Origin of the sequence: Paractinoplanes ovalisporus (genome assembly GCF_016834655.1) — a bacterium.
Classification (GTDB): Bacteria; Actinomycetota; Actinomycetes; order Mycobacteriales; family Micromonosporaceae; genus Actinoplanes; species Actinoplanes ovalisporus.
The window spans coordinates 47,793-65,599 of the sequence record NZ_JAENHP010000010.1 but is presented as its reverse complement, the minus strand read 5'-3'; the positions used below and the strand labels follow the sequence as shown (position 1 = coordinate 65,599).

Sequence of the window (17,807 nt, the reverse complement as noted above, 5' to 3'; positions counted from 1 at the left end):
AGTCATCGCGAGGCCTGCTCGATGACCTTCGTAACGGCGTCGGGGCGGCTGAGCATGACCGCGTGCGAGGCGTCGACCTCAGTCGTACGGGCGTGGGCGCGGGTCGTCATGAACCGCTGGACGGCCGGGTTGATCGCCTTGTCCTGGCGCGTCACCAGCGCGTACGACGGGATCGTGCGGAATCCCTCGGTCACGCTGGCGTCGGTGACCGCGTTGGTGTTGGCCGGGCGCTGGGTCGCCGCCAGATTGGCCGCATCGGTCCGGTTCAGGTCGCCGGCGAACGCCTCGCGGAACTTGGCCGGGTCGATGACGACCTCCGTGCCGCCGGGCACCTGGGTCGGGATCAGCGGCAGGGCGGGGGTGGACCTCGCGGCCAGCTCGCCGATGGTCTCCCCCTTGGCCGGGATGAACCCGGCGATGTAGACCAGGGACTTCACGTCGGGCACGGCGGTGGCGGCGTTGGTGATGACGGCACCCCCGTACGAGTGTCCGACCAGCACCTTCGGCCCCTTGATGGTGGCGAGATAGCTCGTCACGTACGCGGTGTCGCTGGTCAGCCCCTGCAGCGGGTTGGCGATCGCGCGCACCGGATATCCGTCGTGGCGCAGCCGCTCCATGACCGGGTTCCAGCTGGACGAGTCGGCCCACGCGCCGTGCACGAGCACCACGGTCGGCTTGGCCGGCTTGGCGCTGTGGCCGGAGGTCATGGCCGCGGCCGGAACAGCGGCGGCGCCCAGCAGGGCCAGGGTGGTCGCACCGACGACGGCGGCACGACGGGACGGACGGAAACGCATGGCAGATCTTCCTTTCGTCAGGGTGGCCGGTCAGCGGCCGTAGGTCTCCAGCAGGCGCAGCCAGACCTCGCTGACCGTGGGGAACGACGGGACGGCGTGCCAGAGCCGGTCGATCGGGACCTCGCCGACGATCGCGATGGTGGCGGCGTGGATCAGTTCGGCCACGTCCGGGCCGACCAGGGTGAAACCGACGATCACCTTGCGGTCCTCGTCCACGACCATGCGGGCGTGGCCCTGGTAGCCCTCGGCGTGCAGAACCGCGCCCGAGACGGAGCCCAGGTTGTAGTCGACGACCCGGATGTTCAGTCCGGCCTTCTCGGCGGCGGCTGCGGTCAGGCCGACCGACGCCACCTCGGGTTCGGTGAACACGACCTGCGGGACGGCCCGCTCGTCGGCGGTGACCGCATGCCGGCCCCACGCACCGGTGTCGGCGGTCCGGCCGTCGGCGCGGGCGACGAGCGCGTCGCCCAGGGCCCGGGCCTGGTACTTGCCCTGGTGGGTCAGCAACGCCCGCCGGTTCACGTCACCCGCGGCGTACAGCCAGTCGCCGGCGCCGTCGACCCGCAGCGCGTCGTCGACGGTCAGCCAGGCGCCGGGCTTGAGACCGATGCGGTCCAGGCCGATGTCCAGGGTGTTGGGCGTGCGTCCGATGGCGACCAGGACCTCGTCCGCCTCGATCTGCGCGCCGTCGGTCAAGGTGATGTGCACTGTTCCGGACTCATCGCGTACGACCGAGGCCGCCTCGGCGCCGATGCGGACGTCCACTCCGGACTCACGCAGCGCGGCGGTGACCCGCTCGCCGGCGAACGGCTCGGCCAGGTGCAGCACGCCGTCGCGGGCCAGCAGCGTGACCGTGGAGCCCAGGCTGGTGAACGCGGTCGCCATCTCCGACGCCACGACACCGCCACCGATGACGGCCAGCCGAGCAGGAACCCCAGTTGCGGCGGCTGCTTCCCGGCTGCTCCACGGCCGGGCGTCGCGCAGGCCGTCGATGTCGGGCAGCAGGGCGCTGCTGCCGGTCGCGACGACCACCGCGTGCCGGGCGGTCAGCGTGGTCACGACGCCGTCGGCGCCGGTGACCTCGACCATCCGCTCCCCGCTGATGCGGCCCTGACCGCGGTACAGCTCGATCCCGGCCGACTCGAGCCAGGACACCTGGCCGTCGTCCTTCCAGTGGGAGGCGAAGGAGTCCCGGCGGGCCAGCACCGCGGTCGCGTCGAGAGTGCCGGTCACTGCCTCCCGGGCGCCGGGCACCTGACGGGCCGCTCGTAGTGCGCTGGTGCTGCGCAGCAGGGCCTTGGTCGGCATGCACGCCCAGTAGGAGCATTCACCGCCGACCAGCTCGCGCTCGACGATGGCGACGCTCAGGCCGCCCTGCACCGCGCGGTCGGCCACGTTCTCCCCGACCGGGCCGGCGCCGATCACGACCACGTCGTACGTGATGTTGTCCATGTCAGCTTCCTTTGCCTCGAGCTTCTTCGAGCGATCGCCTCTTCAAACGAGAAGAACGAACGTTCTATCTGAGAACTACGATGGCGAGGCGAAGAAGCAATGTCAATACCGAACGTTCTATTCGATGTCTACGTCACAGAAATCCGTACGGCGCCTTCATCAAGGATCTCGACCGAGAAGATTGCTCTTGCAGTAACGAACGTTCTGTCCGCTAGAGTGCTGTGGATGGAACACATCGAACCCGAGGGCCGGCCGTCGGAAGCACGGTCCCGGCTGCTCGAGACGGCCACGAGGATCTTCTACACGGAAGGCATCCACAAGGTCGGCATCGAACGCATCGTCACGGAGGCGCAGGTGACGCGGGCGACCCTCTACCGGCACTTCCCCGGCAAACAGGACCTGGTTCTCGCCTATCTGACCGAAGCCGACCAGGCCATACGCGGTCAGGCCGAGCGTGCCGTCACGGCCGGGTTGCCACCGGCCGACGCCCTGCGCGCCCTCGGCCGGTCGATCGCCGACGGCATCCAGTCCCCCGGCTTCCGGGGCTGCGCCTTCTTGAACGCCGTCGCCGAATATCCCGACCCCAGCTCCCCGGTGCACCAGGCCGTCCTGGCCCACCGCGCCTGGTTCCTGGACACCGTCACCGGCCTGCTGACCCGGCTCCGAGGTGCACCGGCCGAGCCGGCCGCCCGCCACTTCGTCATGATCCGCGACGGCGCCATGGCGGCCGGCTGCCTGTTCGACCCGGCGTTGATCAGCGAGACGTTCCTGCGCGGGGTGGAACGGCTGATCGAAATCTCCTCCGGCCCGGCGGAGCACTGACCAGCCCGAATCGCCACCCCGGGGAACGGGTGCTCCGCTCCGGTGACGTCCGTGACTTCGTACGGAGGGAGCAAATTCCTTCCCCGTACGGAACGCTCAGTGGGCGCCGGATCCGCCGCGCCCGGACCGGACACCCAGGGCCGGCAGCAGCACGTCGTCGACGAGCGCGACGGCCGTGGGCTCGTCCAGGCCGCGATGTTCGAGGACGACCTGGCGAAACGCCACGGACGGGACGATCGACGCGATCAGGTCGACCGGGACCGACGGGTCCACGTCACCACGGGCGACGGCGCGCTCGATGACCGTGCGCAGCGCCCGGGCCGGGGGACGGCCGATCACCTCGGTCGCAGCCCCGCGCACCTCGCCGTCCCGCGACGCCTCGGCCAGCACGTTCGCCAGCACGAGGGCGGCTCTCGCATCCGGTGAGACGTAGTGGCGTACGCAGATCACCAGGTCTTCGCGGAGTGACCCCTCGTCCGGAACCGTGACATCGGCCTGCAGGTGCTCGGCGGCCGCGACGACCAACTCCGTCTTGCCGGCCCAGCGCCGGTAGATGGCCGCCTTCCCGGTTCCGGCCCGGCGTGCGATCTCCTCCACCCTGGCCGCCGCGAAGCCGCTCTCCACCACCACCTCGACCGCGGAGTCGAGGATCGCGCGCTCGAGTTCGGGGTCACGGGGACGCCCGACGGGAACCGCTTCGTTTCTCACCCTGGCGATATTACGGGACCGGCGGGTACCGTAGCTGTTACGAGACCAGCGAGTCCCGTAATAGCGAGAGGGATGTCATGACCGACAACGAACTGATCCTGCGGTCCACCACGGAGGCTCACGTGGAACGGCTCAAACTGGGCGAGCCCACAGCCGAGCATGCGGGGCCCGTCCCACCGCAGCTGCCCAACCGGGTCCCGACGCGGACGGCCGAACAGACCCTCGCCCTGCCCGCCGTCATCGACATGGCGCGCCGCCGGACCCGGACCGAGGGCTTCCGCGGCGCGGTCGTCCTGGCCAGCCGGGACCACAACCGCATCACCGTCTACAGCCAGTACGACGCGGGCGCCCGGCCACCGGCACCCGTGGCCGGCGCGGTCGAGGAGGCCGGGATTCCGGTACGCACTCTCGACCGCCGCACCTATGACCTGGTCTGGCGGGCCGGCCACGAGGATCCGACGATCGTCTCTCTCCGGCGCTCCCCGTTGGTGCACTTCGGCCTGTTCACGGTGCTCGACAACCAGGCCGACGCCCTGCTCGCCAAGATCGAGGCCAGCGCGCCGGCATCGCTGGTCACCCCGGGGCTGCGCACGATCAACTTCCACCGCAGCCACGACGCGCAACGGATGATCAACTTCGGGACGTGGTCGACCTTCGACGAGATGCATGTCCTTCTCGACCAGCCCGGCTTCACACCGGGCGAGAAGTACCACCACGGGCTGGCCGTCTTCGAGAACGACTACTTCGATGTCATCGACGTGGTGACCGGCTCCGACGCCTGAGGACCAGGGCCGGTCGGGCGGGGACGAGGAAGCCTCCGCCGATCCGGCGGAGGCTTCTCCTGGCGGCCAGAAGGCCGGGCCGCGGTGGCGTCAGTTGGCCTTGGCCGCCCGGCCGAGCCGGAACGCCGCGATGAGGAAGAAGATGGCGCCGGGGATGGCGTAGGCGGCCGCCTGGTTCAGCACCGGGTCGTCGGCGCCGGCGCTGATGACGAAGTTCGCGCCGGCCAGCACGGAGATGCCACCGCTGATGATCATCGGCCACTGACCGCCCATCGCGCGGCGACGGAGGCCGACGGCGAGCTGGACCGCGCCGGCCACGATGGCCCACGCGCCCCACACCCGCAGCATCGCCGGGATGCCGGAAGCGGCGGCGACACCCAGACCGACTGCGGCGAGCAGGCTGACCGCCATGTTCACGTACAGCAGGGCCGGCGACCCGCTCGCCCTCGACGAGCGCATGTCATAGATCGCGGCGCCGACGTCGAACAGCGGGTAGAGCACGAACAGCGTCACCGACAGAGCGTTGACGTCCTTGGCGGTCGCGATGGTCACGCCGGCCCAGACGATGGCGAACGCGAACCGGATGAAGTACAGCCGCCGCAGCGCGGACGCGGTCTGCGAGATGCCGGGTGAAACAGCAACGGTGCTCACGATGGGGCCTTTCAGCGTCTTGGGAGATCGAACGTTCTGTCATGTCGAGCATGCACTCCCGGAGAGGCGCCGTCAAGACTGAACGTTCTATTCACATGAACTCGCGGTCGGTTGACTCGTCGCGGGATCGTCGGAGTCGGCCAGGGCAGACCCCATCGCCCCCCACGCACTCCGGCCCGGCCACCTGATAACGGTGACCGGGCCGGAAAGGGCGAGGCTCTACTCGATGTCCGAGAACAAGCCGGTGATCTCGACCTGCGCGCCTTGAAGACCGCCGAAGACGGCGCCGGCGGCCGGCGTGGCGACCGCCGCCGAGGCGTCCTCGTAGCTGGCGAAGTAGAGGTCGAGCGTGCGGTACGCCGGGGTAGCGGTGCCGTCCTCCTTGGGCCACACCTTGGCCGACTCGACCCGCTGCAGCTTCGGGAAGGTCTCGGCGGCGGCCCGCACGTCGGCGTAGATCTTCTCGAACTCGTCCGGGTCGGCCGGATTGCCGATGACCAGCGTGATTTTCGTAGGCATGACTTACTCCCCAGAGGTAACGAACGTTCTGTCAGTGCAGACGTTAGCCGCGCCGAATCGATGGCGTCAAGACCGATCGTTCTGTCTTTTACGACACGGCAGGCTGCGGATGCCCGGCGGCGATCCGTCTCACGTCCCGGACTGTCCGATCACGGCAGCCGGTCAGGGTCACGCCCACGGGCCGGTCACGGGCGTGGGCCGGTCACGGGCGTGGGCCGGTCACGGGCGTGGGCCGGTCACGGGCGTGGGCCGGTCACGGGCGTGGGCCGGTCACGGGCGTGGGCCGGTCACCGATGGCGCAAGGCGCGCCGCACCGACAGGGCCAGCTGCAAGCGCAGGCGCCCTTGCGGGTCGCGGATCGGCCAGCCGAGCAACGCCTCGAGATACTTGATGCGCTCCTGAAGCGTCGAGTGGTGCACCCGCAGAGCGCGGGCCGCATCCCGCATGCTGGCCGCCCAGGCGACGGTGTCAAGGGTGTGCAGAGACCACGGCCCGGCCGTAGCCGCGTGGAGCAGCGACTCGACGTCGGGCACCGGCTCCGGGGCGGCATCCAGGGCCCGGATCAGCAGCGCGAGCGTGCCCAACCGATCCGCGTGGACGATCCGCGGCCCCGGGTCGGCCTCGGTTCCCTCGGCGGTCAGCCGGAGCGCCAGCCGGGCCTCCGCCCACGACGCCGGCAGAGCGGCCACCGGCACGCACGGGCCGACGCCCGCTCGCGTTCCCTCCGGCAGCTCGGCCTCCGGTCCCACCACAAGAGCATCGCCGCCGGCCAGAGCGACGGCCCGCGCCGAGGCGGGAAGCCCCAGGCGCCGGGCCGCGCTCAAGCGGTCGGCCGAGGAAGCCTGCGGATCGAGCACGAGCTCGACCGACGCCGGGTACGACGGACGGGTGCGTTCCAGGGCGGCGCGGATGGCCGCGGCCGCCCGTTCCAGGACCACCGCCTCCAGGGTGCTCGGCGCGGCCGTCGTCTCGAGCCACAGCACCGCGCCCGGAGCCGGTGCCGCCCACGGCCAGGCCGGGTCGGGATCCCCGACGTGCGTTTTGATGACGCCGTCCGGGGTGGCCCGCACCACCGGCCGCCCGGGCCCGTCGACCAGCCGGGCCGGGCGGTCCGCCAGTGCCGCCGCGGCGGCCACGATGCTCCGCAGGCTCGCCCGGGAGGCGACGAGCGCATCGAAGCGGCCGATCACCCGTACGGCCGCGCCCGCCTCGGGGTCGAGGGCGGCCAGCCGGAGTGCGAGCTCGTTCACGCCGCCATTCTCATCCGCCGGCGGCCCTGGCGCCGACCCGGCGGGTAGGGCCCGACGCATGGCGGGTGCCGGACCGGCCGACCGGACCCCAGGATGATGTGACCTGGACAACAGATGCTGAGGAGACGACATGACGGAACGGGTGCCGACCAGCGTCAGCGACGGCGCACGCGCTTTCCTGGCGATTCCGCGGACGCCGATCGACTGGCCCGCGCCGGACGACCTCGACGGCTGGGAGAAGCATGTCGCGCAGGCCGAAGCCGCCTCGCTGGAGCAGCTGGAACCGGTCAGCCGGCTCCCGGTGACCGTCGAAGAGCGCGAGATCGCGGGCGTGCCCACCTTCGTGGCCCGGTTGGAGGGGAACCCCGCGGACGCCGGGCCGGTCTACCTCGACATCCACGGCGGGGCGCTGGTCATGGGTGGCGGTGCGCTGTGCCGGGCGTTCACGACGCTGACCGCGATGACCAACGGCATGGTGACGTGGGGCGTCGACTACCAGATGCCGCCGCGGCACCCCTATCCGGCCTCTCTCGACGACTGTGTGGCCGTCTACCGCGCACTGCTGGAGGTGCGCTCGCCGGCTGACATCTTTGTCGGGGGGAGTTCGGCCGGGGGCAACCTGGCGGCGGCGTTGATGGTGCGGGCCAAGGAGGAGGGGCTTCCCCGGCCGGCGGCTCTGGTTCTGGACTCGCCCGAGGTCGACCTGACCGAGTCGGGGGATTCGTTCCACACCAATTTCCCGTACGACAATCGGCTCGTCCCGCTGATCGAGGTGAACCGTCTCTACGCGGCGGGCCACGACCTGGACGATCCGCATCTGTCGCCGCTGTTCGCCGACGTGAGCGGCTTCCCGCCGACCTACCTGCAGTCCGGCACGCGTGACATGTTCCTGTCCAACACCGTCCGCATGCACCGGAGGCTCAGGGCGGCCGGTGTCGACGCCGAGCTGCACATCGGCGAGGCCATGCCGCACTGCGGCTTCACCGGCGACACCCCGGAAGATCTCGACCTGGCCGCCGAGCGCCGGCGTTTCCTGGACAAGCACCGGTCGAGCTGACCCGGGCCCCGGCTTGGGAAAGCACCAGGTGAACGGCAGCCGGGCGGCCATACGAGTCCGGCCGACGTTCCGTTTCAATGCGAGCGACCGCTGACTGTGGGCGATCGTTCGTTGGTCCGGTCCAGCAGCTGCATGACCGGGGTGACGGCGACACCGTGGATGACGACCGAGACCACGACGACGAAGCCGATGGTGGCCCAGATCAGGTCGGCGCCGGGGAACGCGGCATGGGTGAGGGCGTACGACAGGTAATAGAAGGACCCGATGCCGCGGATGCCGAACGAGGCGATGACCCAGTGCTCCGCCGTGTGCCCGGGCGCACCGCGCAGCGACAGGAAGCCGGACAGCGGCCGGATCACGAAGATGAGGCACAGCCCGACCAGCGCGGCCGGCCAGGTGAGCGGGCTGAGCAGCCCGCCCACCAGCGCGCCGCCGAACAGGAGCAGCAACAGGACGGTCAGCAGCCGCTCGGTCTGCTCGGCGAAGTCGTGCAGCACCTGGTGGTACTCGTGGGAGCGTTCGGCCGCACGGATGGCGCGGGCGGCGACGAAGACGGCCAGGAAACCGTATCCGCCGGCCACTTCGACCACGCCGTACGCGAGGAAGGTCGCCGCCAGCGCCAGGAAACCCTCGGAATGCCGGGACAGTCGCAGCGCCTCCGCTCGTGGACGGAAGAACAGCCAGCCCAGGACCTTGCCGACGAGGACGCCACCGGCCACCCCGACCACGATCTTGTAGATCAGGTCCTGCCAGGCCCACTCCCCCACCCAGCCCAGACCGGCCGTCCCCGCCATCGCGATGGCCGCGTACACGAACGGGAACGCCAACCCGTCGTTGAGCCCGGCTTCGGAGGTCAGCGCGAAGCGGACCTCGTCCTCGGAGTCCTCCTCATCGGTCGGCTCGCCGACCTGCACGTCCGCCGCCAGCACCGGGTCGGTCGGCGCCAGCGCGGCGCCCAGCAGCAGCGCCGCGGCCGGCACCAGCCCGGCCCACCACCAGCCCAGCAGAGCGACCCCGGCGATGGTCACCGGCATCGCGACCGCCAGCAGCCGCCAGGTGGAGGACCAGCCCCGGCGGCTGAGCGGGCGGTCGATCTTCAGACCGGCGCCCATGAGCGCGACGATCACGCCGAGCTCGGTGAGGTGCTCGGTCACCTCCGGGTGCGCCAGGGGGTCGGCGTCGGGCAGGCCGATCGGAAGTCCGAAGACGAGCATGCCCAGCCCGAGAAAGGCGATGGGCATCGACAGCGGCCGGCGTTCCAGAAGGCGCGGGAGAATGCCGGCCAGCAGCGCACCGAACCCGATGACCGCGAAGACCACATCAGCGGTCTGCACGGATGACCCCTTGCGCCGAGCCGGCCGGTCGCCGACCGGTCAGGACAGAGTGCCGGGACATGGCCCACGGCGGGGCGGGGGTGGGGCACAGCAGCAGCACGGCAGCTCCGGGTCGCAGGCACGGTGGGTGAAGCGCCGACCAGACTTCCCGGCACACCGGCCTGACCATTTGCCGCCGCCCCGGGCGGCTAAACCTCGGCCTACGAGGTCGTCGAACCGCTCATCGCCGTCGAGCGGACAGTGCTGACCGCCACGGGCTCGAGGATCTCGGCGGCCAGCTCCGGTGTGGCCCCGCGCAGGAACGCGATCGTCTGGTCCACGCCGGCGTCGTGGGCCTCGTAGTGGCGGGCGCCCGCGGCCGTGGCGATCCCGATCGTCATCCGGTCGCCCCAGCGCTGCAACAGCGACTGCCGCAGCGACCAGCCGATGACCGCGCGCCGCTGCAACGCCACCGTGTGACGCTGGGTGGCGCCGTGGCGGACGACCAGATAGGGGCCGGTGAGCGCGTGCCCCAGCGACCGGTAGGCCACCACTGCCAGCGGCACGGTCAGCGGGATCAGCGCGAGTGGCAGCGGCCAGACCCAGTCGGGCAGCGCGCCGGTGAGGACGAACAGGGCCAGTACGGCCGATCCGAGCGCCGGGCCCCACAAAGCCCAGCCGATCCGGCGTACGAGGGCTCCGCGTGGATGCCGGTGCAGGGCCGCCTCGAGTGGCCGGTGGTCGTCGGCCAGGACCCGCGCCGCGATGTCGCGGGCCTCGGGCATCCGCACGCGGGGCACCAGGTCGCCCGAGCCGGACTCCCCCGTCGTCTTCAGCCCGGTCGTGATCACCTTGGTCTCGGTCAGGCCGAGCCAGCGCCACAGCAGCGGCTCGGTGAACTGCAGGCCGCGCAGCCGCCGATCGTCCCGCTGCAGGGTCTGCGTGCTGAGCAACCCGCGGTGGGTCACCAGGGCGGTGTCGGGCGCGGTCCCCCGGCGTACGAGCTGGAAGTTGGCATTTTGCAGCACGAACGAGACGGCGTTGCCGGCAAAGCCCACCGCGTACGCCACCAGGACTCCCACGGCGATGAGCACCGGCCCGCCGAGCGGCTGACGGTCCAGCAGGGCGCGCCCGATGTCGAGCAGGTCGACGCCGAAGGGCCGCAGAAACCAGTACAGGGCGAACGGCGGGCCCACGGCCGTGAGCACCGCCCAGACGTTGACGGCGTTCAGGGGCACCCAGCGGGCGTCCCACCGGGCGATGACCGTCTCCGGCACCTCGGACGTCGCCGCGTCCGTCTCCGCCTCGGCCTCCGCCCGCACCACGGCCCCCGGCGACAGCTCGCGGTGCAGCTGGGCGGCGTGCCCGCGGTCGAGCGCGTCGAGGTCGAACGACGAGCCCGTGTCCCCCGACCCGATGTGGACGACCCGCAGGCCGAAGACCCGGTGGAGCCACTTCGCCGTGCTGTCGACGGTACGGATGCGATCGCGATTGACCGTACGGTGTTTGCGCTGCACCAGCCCGCTGCGCATCTCGACCAGCTCGGGCGTGACCCGGTAGCGGGTGGTCATCCACCGGATCAGGCCGGCGCCCGCCCCGAGCAGGCCGACGACCGAGCCGGCCACCAGGAACCAAATGGGCCCGTCGTCGCCCAGCGTGACACCCAGGAAGCCGGGCACCAGCGAGCCGACGAGCCGGATCAGATCGAGGTAGACGGCCCGGACGCTCAGCCGGCGCCACGGGTGCGCCTCGGCGGTCATGTCGCGTCACCGGCGGTCGCCGCGGTGACCTCGCGCAGCCGGTCGACCGTGGCCCGGGCCACCGCCGCGTCCAGGCCCTCGATCGAGATCTTGCCTTCGGACGACGCGGTCGTGACCCGGATGGTGGCCAGCCCGAGCAGGCCCTGCAACGGCCCGATCTCGGTGTCGATGCTCTGGATGCGGCTGATCGGCACGATCTGCCACCGGCGGGTGAACCAGCCCTCGAGCGCGTAGACCGCGTCGTCGGTCGCCTGCCAGCGGTGCACCAGATATCGCGCGGTGGGCGCGACCGCGATCTCGACCGTGGACAGCACCGACAGGATGATCAGCACCGGCCCGAGCCAGGGCCGGGTGACCTCCGCGAACCAGTAGACCGCCCCGACGACCCCCAGCAGAACCGCGGCCCAGAGCACCGCCACCGCCGTCTGCCACACGATGAACCGCCGGTCGACCCGGTGCCGCGGCGGCCGGATCCTCCACTCGGTCTCCTCAGCAGCACTCTCCGGATCCATGTATTCACGCTAGAAGCCGCCGTCCAGACCGGATACCGACTTTGGTCGACGACGGCGGCTCCGCCTGTTCTCCTTCGTCTCTGCTTCGGTCTCTTCTTCGTCGGTTCTAGTTCCGCCGGTTCAGCGGTACCGCACGGCTTCGGGCCGGAAGGTGATGGCCAGCGGTGTCGCCAGGAACACCGACGAATAGGTGCCCACCAGAATCCCGATCAGCAGGGCGATGGCGAAGTCGCCCAGGGACGAGCCGCCCAGGACGGCCAGAGCGACCAGGATGAACACCGCCCCGAGCCCGGTGTTGACCGTCCGCGGGACGGTCTGCAGGCAGGCCGCGTTCGCCAGCTCGGCGAACGGTGGGCGCAGCCGCGGACTGATGCTCCGCCGGCCACGGACCAGTTCCCGGATCCGGTCGAGGACCACCACGGAATCGTTGACCGAATACCCGACGACGGTCAGCAACGCCGCCAGGAACACCCCGTCGACGGGCTTGCCGAGCCAGGCGAAGGCACCGATGAGGATGACGACGTCGTGGGCCATCGCCAGCACCGCCGCGGCCCCCCAGCGCCACGGGAAACGCAGCGACAGGTAGGCCATCTGAGCCGCCAGCGCGATGCCCAGCGCAAGCAGCGCCTTGTTGCGTAGCTCGGCGCCGAGGCTGGGCCCGACCCGGTCGTCGCGGAGCCGTTGCACATCACCACCCCCGTGGGCGGTCAAGGCGTCACGTACGTGCTGCTCGGTGGCGTCGTCGAACGCGCCCGCACGTACCGAGAGGTTGCCGTCCCCGACCTCGCTGACGACCGCCCGATCCAGGCCCGCGGCGGCCACCGCCTCCCGGGCGGCCTCGGCCGTCAGGGGCCGGCTGGTGGTGTACTCGACCAACCGGCCACCGGCGAACTCCACGCCCAGGTCCACACCGCGGACGGCGATGCCGGCGAACGCGAGGAGCACGGCCGCCGCCGAGACGACCAGCCACCACCGGCGCCGGCCCATCAGGTCCGGGTTACGGCGCTCCACGGTCCGCCGCACCCAGCCGTGCTGGGCCAGGCCGCTCCAGCGCGGCCGCACGGCCAGCCACCTTCGCCGCACCAGGGCCTCGACCGGAAGCCGGGTGAGGACCAGCGCGGTGAACATCGACACCAGCACACCGATGCCCAGGGTGACGCCGAACCCGCGTACCGGGCCGGACGCCAGCAGGATCAGCAGCGCGGCGGCGACCAGGGTGGTGATGTTCGAGTCCGCGATCGCCGACCAGGCCCGGCCGAAGCCGTCCCGGATGGCCGTACGCAGGGACGGCTTCGCCGCGTACTCCTCCCGGGCCCGTTCGAAGACCAGCACGTTCGCGTCGACCGCCATGCCGATCGCCAGCACGAAGCCCGCCAGTCCCGGCAGCGTCAGGGTGGCGCCGACCGCCAGCAGGGCCGCGTAGGAGATCAGCCCGTACGCCATCAGGGCCCCGGCGGCCAATGCACCGGCCAGGCGGTACACCGCGACGATGAACACCATGGTGGCCAGGGCGCCCAGCACCGCCGCCCGGGCCGAGTCGTCGATCGCCTGTTTCCCCAGGGTCGGGCCGACCACCTGCTGCTGGATGACGTCGACCGGCACCGGCAACGCACCGGCCCGGATGAGCAGGGCCAGGTCGCGGGCCTCGTCGGCGGTGAAGGCGCCGGTGATGCGCATGGCCGGCCCGGCGAACCCGACCTCGCAGGTTGCCTCCGGGCTCACCTGCGGGGAGGAGATCACCTCGTTGTCGAGCAGAATCGCCACCCGCCGGCCCGGTTCGCCCGGTGGTGAGCAGGCGGCCCGGGCGGTCAGGCGTTGCCAGGCCTGAGCGCCGTCTCCGGTGAAGTCGACCGCCACCTGCCAGCCGGTCGCCGGTTCGGTGGTGGCCCGGGCGTCGTCGACCTGACGGCCGGACAGTGCCGCCGGACCCAGCGACACGGGACGGCCGGACTCGTCGGTAACCGCGAGCCCCCCGGAACCGGCCAGGACCGGCCGGAAGGACAGCTGGGCGGTGCGGCCGATGACCTCGGCGGCTTCCCGGGGATCGGTGACCCCCGGCAGTTCCACGATGATCCGCCGCTCGCCGGAACGGACCAGCGTCGGTTCGCTCACGCCGAGCTGGTCGACCCGGCGGCGGAGCACTTCGATGACCTGGTCGGTGGTGGCGGCGTCGGCCCGGGTCTGGTCGCCGTCCCGGGTCTGCAACACGATTTGGGTTCCGCCACGCAGATCGAGCCCGAGCCGCGCCGGCCGGGTGGCGACGAGCCACCCGGAGACGACAAGCACGACAAGGGCCAGAAATGCGCGCACGGCAGTAGCGCGCGTCACGATGGATTTCTCCTAAGGCAGGGGTGGCGCGGGCACGGCAGGACCGCCGGCCGCGGCGCCGGGATCAGGACGAGGCGTCTGGTGCACGCCGTCCTGGCGGTCCCCTGATCGGCCAGGCCGCCCGGCCCGCCCGCGACCGGTATCCGTCGCCGTCGCGTCGCAGCTGCCACCAGGTGACACCGCTGAAGCCCGCCCACTCCGAGAGCCAGGCCGGCCCCGCCGGGTGCGGTGCGACCCGGTCGTGGCCACCACGGTCGACGACCTGAAGGTCCGGCCGGAGCCCGCTCGTGTGCGAGGCCGGCACGATGACGGCCTGCAGCACCGACGGCACCGGGACGGGCCGGCCGGCCTGGGCCGCCTGTGGGGTCGCGGCAACCACCGAGGCCGCGAAGAGCAGCGCGACGACCGGCAGGCGGGCCCACCGGCGCCACCGCGACATGCGCTCCGCGGACATGAGTGCACGCTACGACGGCGGCGCCAGCGACCCCGGGCCGTACGGAGGAAATGTTGGACCGGGCGCCCAACCTTCCCGCAGTCTGCTACGTCTTGCAGATCATGAGGTTCAGACGGGTCCGGGACACCGACGAGTCCTTCACCACGTTCGTGGCGACTCGCTCCCATCGGCTGATCGCCCACGCCGAGCTGCTCTGTGGTCACCGCGAGCAGGCCCGGGACATCGTGCAGTCCGTCCTCGTCCGGGCCTATCAACGCTGGTCGCGCATCGAGCACGACGATCCGTACGGGTATGTGCAGCGTTCCGTCACCAACGCCGTCACCGACTGGTGGCGTACCGCGCAGCAGCGCCACGAACGACCCGTCGATGTCGTCCCCGATGTCCCCATAGGCGAAGACACCACGTTCGAGGACCGTCGCGCGTTGCTGAGCGCCCTGGACTCTCTCACCCATCGCGAACGCACCATCGTCGTGCTGCGCTACTTCGACGACCACACCGAGAAGGACGTGGCCGAGACTCTGCGCATCAGCGTCGGCACGGTCAAATCGACCTGCCACACGGCGCTGCGCAAGATGCGGATCGCGCTCGATCCTCACCCGTACCCCGGCCCGATGGAGCAGTCATGACCCCCAGCACGGACGACCTGCGCAACGCCATGAACGACCTGGCCCGCACCACCGATCCGCTGGATCCGGACTCGGTGCTGCGCTCCGGCAAACGTCGCCGCAGCCGTCGTCGCGCCACTGCCGCCGCCGGCGCTGCCGTCGCCCTGATCGCGGTCACCGGTGGCATCTTCGCGCTGAGGCCCGGCGGCGACGACTCGATGGTCGTGGGCGGCGGCCGGGCGATCCAGGACCTGGACAACTCGCTGACCGGGTTGGATGCGGGGAACTACGCCTTCACCCGCACCGGCGCCTACATGCGCACCGACATCGTCCGGGCCCAGATCGACGTCGCCGACGGCTACCTCGTCGAGTACAGCAACAAGCTGTCCCTCATGCGGGCCGCGAACGTGACGTACCTGAAACCGTCCGGCGGGGGCACCTACAGCGGGCCCGGCATCCTGGAGCAGCTCAAGAACGCCGGGCTGTCCGACGCCGAGGCCGATCGGTACGCGGCGAGCATCGCTCAACTGGACGGCACCCGGTGGCTGCGCGTCGACCAGCAACGCCTCGTCAAGACGGCCGAGGTCGACGAGCAGAGCTCCCTGGACTACGTCGCGCCCGCGCCCACCACCAGGAAGCCGGACATCACCGGCGCCGACGCGCTCATCGAAGCGGTGACGACAGCCGAACGGAAGGGCGACACCGTCACCGGCACCCTCGACGCCACCAAGGTCGACGACGGGCTGGGGCTGGTCATCGGCGAACCGGAGAGTTACTACGGCCCCTCGGCCACCTCGATGACGTATCGGGCCACCCTCGACGGCCAGGGCCGGTTGGCCAGCTTCACGCTCAACCTGCCGGGCACGCTCGCCTCCCAGGCACCGGACAGCGAACCGGAACCGCCGCTGATCATCACGATCACCCAGTACGACGGCGTCGAGGCACCCCCCGCCCCGCCGAGCGCCGAGAACATCACCGAATTGACGTACGACCTTCTGGCCCGCGACAACGACTGATCCTCAACCCGGGGTCGGGCTATCCGTGCACCAACGCCGGGAGGACGAACACCATGATCGAGGACCAGGTGATGTGGGTCAGGATCGGCGCCAGGACGCCGCCGGACGCGCGCCGCTGCAGACCCAGGACCACGCCGAGCAGGAAAGCGGCGAAGACCAGCATGAGGTTGCCGGTCGCGACCGTCGCCACGGCGTAGACGACGGTGGAGATCGGTACGGCGTTACGCCGCCCGATCGCCGCGAACAACGCACCGCGGAAGAAGACCTCCTCGGCCACCCCGTTGAGCAGGGTGACGGCCACGATCGGCACGATGGCGCCGTACCGGGCATGGTCGAGAACGCTGTTGACCAGGTCGCGCAGCGGCGCCAGCTCACGGACCACGAGCGCGCCGGCCACGAAGATGCCGCCGAGCACCAGCCCGGTGACGATCGGCGTGACGATCGGGCGCCGCAGCCGGTCGCGGAACGGGATGTGGCCGAGATGCAGCGGCCCGGACAGCAGCGCTCCCCCGACCCAGACGCACGCGACCAGCACGGTCAGCAGATAGAAGAGGTCGTCGCCCGGGCGTACCGACAGCGAGATGCCCAGCAGGACGGCACCGATCACCAGCGTGGCCGCGACGACGACGCGGCGGCGGCGGAACTGCTGGTCCGTTTGTTGATGATCGCGTTCGACCCGGTCGATCAGGGACGGTCCCAGAGCCCGCCGGGCGCGGCCGAGCCAGGGCGAGCTCACCGCGACTCGGCCCGATCGTGCTGTTCGGCGCTCTCGCGGTCGGCCAGTGCCAGGCGTACGGCCTCGTCATAGCCGATGAGCGGCCCGGGAACCAGCCGCGTGATGGCGTCGTCCTTCACGACGACCTCGTTGGACATCGAGTCGACCAGGTTCCGGGCGGTCTCCACGTCGACATCGGTGACGAACTTCAGCCAGGCCGACGACAGACGCGGGGTCAGCAGCGGCACGGTCACGTTGGGCAGATGGTCGCCACGGATCTTCGCGACCCGCTGCAGCATGTCGATGTAGCGCAGCACCTCCGGCCCGCCGACCTCGTACGTCCGGCCGCGCGCCTCCTCCGGCTCGAGCACGCCGGTGAGGTAGCGGACCGCGTCCGGCAGGGCGATCGGCTGGGTCCGGGTGTTCACCCACTGCGGGGTCACCATCGCCGGCAACCGCTCGGCCAGCTGGCGCGTGATCTCCCACGAGATACCGCCGTGGCCGATGACCACCGCCGCCCGCAACACGGTCACCGGCACAGGGCCGGCCCGCAGAATCTCCTCGACCTCGCGGCGCGACCGCAGATGCGCCGACAGTTCACCGTCGTCGGCCCCGAGACCGCCGAGATAGATGATCCGTTCCACCCCGGCGCCGGCCGCCGCCGCGGCGAAGTTGCGGGCGGCCTCGGCGTCGCGCTTCTCGAAATCCTCCGACCCCAGCGAATGGACCAGGTAGTAGGCCACGTCGACCCCGGCGAACGCCGCGGTCAGACGACCCGGATCGGACACATCACCCGCAACCGGTTCGCCGGCGCCGCGGTAGCTACCCGGGTTCCGGGTCATGGCCCGCACCCGGTAGCCCTCCTCGACCAGGCGGGCCGCCACATGCGAGCCGATGAAGCCGGACGCACCGCTTACCAGGACTGTCTTCGTCACGACCTCCTACTACCCGCAGCGCATCCGGTTAGGCTCGCGCGGTGATTCCGGTACGAGTCTCCTGGTGGCTCGGCCGGGGGCCCAGCCCGCGGGAGTACCGGGAGCTGTTCGTCGAGCGTTCAACGCCGCATCGG

General features: G+C 71.1%; 18 protein-coding genes. 5 read left to right on the top strand and 13 right to left on the bottom strand.

Annotated elements, in window-relative coordinates; translation table 11 throughout:
- Positions 1 to 2: 2 nt before the first annotated feature.
- Both JIG36_RS27775 and JIG36_RS27770 read right to left on the bottom strand, forming a co-directional pair.
- On the bottom strand, positions 3 to 794 hold the full coding sequence (locus tag JIG36_RS27775) for an alpha/beta fold hydrolase (RefSeq protein WP_236048361.1): 792 nt from the start codon (positions 792 to 794) through the stop codon (positions 3 to 5).
- 30 nt (positions 795 to 824) lie between these two features.
- Positions 825 to 2,246 (bottom strand): dihydrolipoyl dehydrogenase family protein, encoded by a 1,422-nt coding sequence (locus JIG36_RS27770; RefSeq protein ID WP_203379351.1) that lies wholly within the window; start codon positions 2,244 to 2,246, stop codon positions 825 to 827.
- A 225-nt stretch (positions 2,247 to 2,471) separates the two neighbouring features.
- On the opposite strand from JIG36_RS27770, the gene JIG36_RS27765 reads away from it, so the two are divergent.
- Positions 2,472 to 3,068: a TetR/AcrR family transcriptional regulator gene (locus tag JIG36_RS27765; RefSeq protein ID WP_203379350.1), complete on the top strand. Its 597-nt coding sequence runs from the start codon at positions 2,472 to 2,474 to the stop codon at positions 3,066 to 3,068.
- Positions 3,069 to 3,164: 96 nt separating this feature from the next.
- Here the strand turns inward: JIG36_RS27765 and JIG36_RS27760 are convergent, their stop codons facing one another.
- On the bottom strand, positions 3,165 to 3,776 hold the full coding sequence (locus tag JIG36_RS27760; RefSeq protein WP_203379349.1) for a TetR/AcrR family transcriptional regulator: 612 nt from the start codon (positions 3,774 to 3,776) through the stop codon (positions 3,165 to 3,167).
- A 77-nt stretch (positions 3,777 to 3,853) separates the two neighbouring features.
- On the opposite strand from JIG36_RS27760, the gene JIG36_RS27755 reads away from it, so the two are divergent.
- Positions 3,854 to 4,558: a hypothetical protein gene (locus JIG36_RS27755; protein WP_203379348.1), complete on the top strand. Its 705-nt coding sequence runs from the start codon at positions 3,854 to 3,856 to the stop codon at positions 4,556 to 4,558.
- A gap of 90 nt (positions 4,559 to 4,648) precedes the next feature.
- On the opposite strand, the gene JIG36_RS27750 is transcribed toward JIG36_RS27755, so the two are convergent.
- The 3 genes from JIG36_RS27750 to JIG36_RS27740 all read right to left on the bottom strand — a co-directional run bounded on the left by JIG36_RS27750 (position 4,649) and on the right by JIG36_RS27740 (position 6,978).
- Positions 4,649 to 5,209, bottom strand: a complete 561-nt coding sequence (locus JIG36_RS27750) for a hypothetical protein (RefSeq protein ID WP_203379347.1) — start codon at positions 5,207 to 5,209, stop codon at positions 4,649 to 4,651.
- A 219-nt stretch (positions 5,210 to 5,428) separates the two neighbouring features.
- Entirely contained in the window at positions 5,429 to 5,728 is a 300-nt protein-coding gene (locus JIG36_RS27745) for a hypothetical protein (RefSeq protein WP_203379346.1), read from the bottom strand.
- A 287-nt stretch (positions 5,729 to 6,015) separates the two neighbouring features.
- Complete coding sequence (locus tag JIG36_RS27740) at positions 6,016 to 6,978, bottom strand: helix-turn-helix domain-containing protein (protein ID WP_307872934.1); 963 nt, start codon at positions 6,976 to 6,978, stop codon at positions 6,016 to 6,018.
- A gap of 130 nt (positions 6,979 to 7,108) precedes the next feature.
- Between JIG36_RS27740 and JIG36_RS27735 the strand changes: the two genes are divergently transcribed.
- Entirely contained in the window at positions 7,109 to 8,035 is a 927-nt protein-coding gene (locus JIG36_RS27735; RefSeq protein ID WP_203379344.1) for an alpha/beta hydrolase, read from the top strand.
- Between the two features lie 74 nt (positions 8,036 to 8,109).
- On the opposite strand, the gene JIG36_RS27730 is transcribed toward JIG36_RS27735, so the two are convergent.
- From JIG36_RS27730 to JIG36_RS27710, 5 genes are all read right to left on the bottom strand, one after another.
- Entirely contained in the window at positions 8,110 to 9,369 is a 1,260-nt protein-coding gene (locus tag JIG36_RS27730) for a cation:proton antiporter (RefSeq protein WP_203379343.1), read from the bottom strand.
- A gap of 200 nt (positions 9,370 to 9,569) precedes the next feature.
- The gene (locus JIG36_RS27725; RefSeq protein WP_203379342.1) at positions 9,570 to 11,108 is read right to left on the bottom strand and encodes a PH domain-containing protein; all 1,539 of its coding nucleotides are present in this window, start codon (positions 11,106 to 11,108) and stop codon (positions 9,570 to 9,572) included.
- Positions 11,105 to 11,620, bottom strand: a complete 516-nt coding sequence (locus JIG36_RS27720; RefSeq protein ID WP_203379341.1) for a PH domain-containing protein — start codon at positions 11,618 to 11,620, stop codon at positions 11,105 to 11,107. The genes JIG36_RS27725 and JIG36_RS27720 overlap by 4 nt, the downstream gene beginning before the upstream one ends.
- Before the next feature lie 120 nt (positions 11,621 to 11,740).
- Entirely contained in the window at positions 11,741 to 13,948 is a 2,208-nt protein-coding gene (gene secD / locus JIG36_RS27715) for a protein translocase subunit SecD (protein ID WP_203379340.1), read from the bottom strand.
- Positions 13,949 to 14,012: 64 nt separating this feature from the next.
- Positions 14,013 to 14,402, bottom strand: coding sequence for a hypothetical protein (locus JIG36_RS27710; RefSeq protein ID WP_203379339.1), 390 nt, complete (start codon positions 14,400 to 14,402; stop codon positions 14,013 to 14,015).
- A 101-nt stretch (positions 14,403 to 14,503) separates the two neighbouring features.
- Here JIG36_RS27710 and JIG36_RS27705 point away from each other — a divergent pair, with 101 nt between their 5' ends.
- Both JIG36_RS27705 and JIG36_RS27700 read left to right on the top strand, forming a co-directional pair.
- A complete protein-coding gene (locus JIG36_RS27705) occupies positions 14,504 to 15,028 on the top strand; it encodes a SigE family RNA polymerase sigma factor (RefSeq protein ID WP_203379338.1) in 525 nt (174 codons plus the stop codon).
- The gene (locus JIG36_RS27700; protein ID WP_203379337.1) at positions 15,025 to 16,023 is read left to right on the top strand and encodes a hypothetical protein; all 999 of its coding nucleotides are present in this window, start codon (positions 15,025 to 15,027) and stop codon (positions 16,021 to 16,023) included. The genes JIG36_RS27705 and JIG36_RS27700 overlap by 4 nt, the downstream gene beginning before the upstream one ends.
- Positions 16,024 to 16,042: 19 nt before the next feature.
- On the opposite strand, the gene JIG36_RS54205 is transcribed toward JIG36_RS27700, so the two are convergent.
- Both JIG36_RS54205 and JIG36_RS27690 read right to left on the bottom strand, forming a co-directional pair.
- Positions 16,043 to 16,759 (bottom strand): CPBP family intramembrane glutamic endopeptidase, encoded by a 717-nt coding sequence (locus JIG36_RS54205; RefSeq protein WP_203379336.1) that lies wholly within the window; start codon positions 16,757 to 16,759, stop codon positions 16,043 to 16,045.
- On the bottom strand, positions 16,756 to 17,673 hold the full coding sequence (locus JIG36_RS27690; protein WP_203379335.1) for an NAD(P)H-binding protein: 918 nt from the start codon (positions 17,671 to 17,673) through the stop codon (positions 16,756 to 16,758). Before JIG36_RS27690 ends, JIG36_RS54205 begins: the two co-directional genes overlap by 4 nt.
- Positions 17,674 to 17,807: the final 134 nt, after the last annotated feature.

What these genes read in the sequence shown, in the direction of transcription:
- JIG36_RS27700 (WP_203379337.1), top strand. Translation starts at nt 15,025, where the DNA reads ATGACCCCCAGCACGGACGACCTGCGCAACGCCATGAACGACCTGGCC.
- JIG36_RS27710 (WP_203379339.1), bottom strand. Translation starts at nt 14,402, where the DNA reads ATGTCCGCGGAGCGCATGTCGCGGTGGCGCCGGTGGGCCCGCCTGCCG.
- JIG36_RS27705 (WP_203379338.1), top strand. Translation starts at nt 14,504, where the DNA reads ATGAGGTTCAGACGGGTCCGGGACACCGACGAGTCCTTCACCACGTTC.
- JIG36_RS27765 (WP_203379350.1), top strand. Translation starts at nt 2,472, where the DNA reads ATGGAACACATCGAACCCGAGGGCCGGCCGTCGGAAGCACGGTCCCGG.
- JIG36_RS27745 (WP_203379346.1), bottom strand. Translation starts at nt 5,728, where the DNA reads ATGCCTACGAAAATCACGCTGGTCATCGGCAATCCGGCCGACCCGGAC.
- JIG36_RS27735 (WP_203379344.1), top strand. Translation starts at nt 7,109, where the DNA reads ATGACGGAACGGGTGCCGACCAGCGTCAGCGACGGCGCACGCGCTTTC.
- JIG36_RS27720 (WP_203379341.1), bottom strand. Translation starts at nt 11,620, where the DNA reads ATGGATCCGGAGAGTGCTGCTGAGGAGACCGAGTGGAGGATCCGGCCG.
- JIG36_RS27725 (WP_203379342.1), bottom strand. Translation starts at nt 11,108, where the DNA reads ATGACCGCCGAGGCGCACCCGTGGCGCCGGCTGAGCGTCCGGGCCGTC.
- JIG36_RS27770 (WP_203379351.1), bottom strand. Translation starts at nt 2,246, where the DNA reads ATGGACAACATCACGTACGACGTGGTCGTGATCGGCGCCGGCCCGGTC.
- JIG36_RS27755 (WP_203379348.1), top strand. Translation starts at nt 3,854, where the DNA reads ATGACCGACAACGAACTGATCCTGCGGTCCACCACGGAGGCTCACGTG.
- JIG36_RS27775 (WP_236048361.1), bottom strand. Translation starts at nt 794, where the DNA reads ATGCGTTTCCGTCCGTCCCGTCGTGCCGCCGTCGTCGGTGCGACCACC.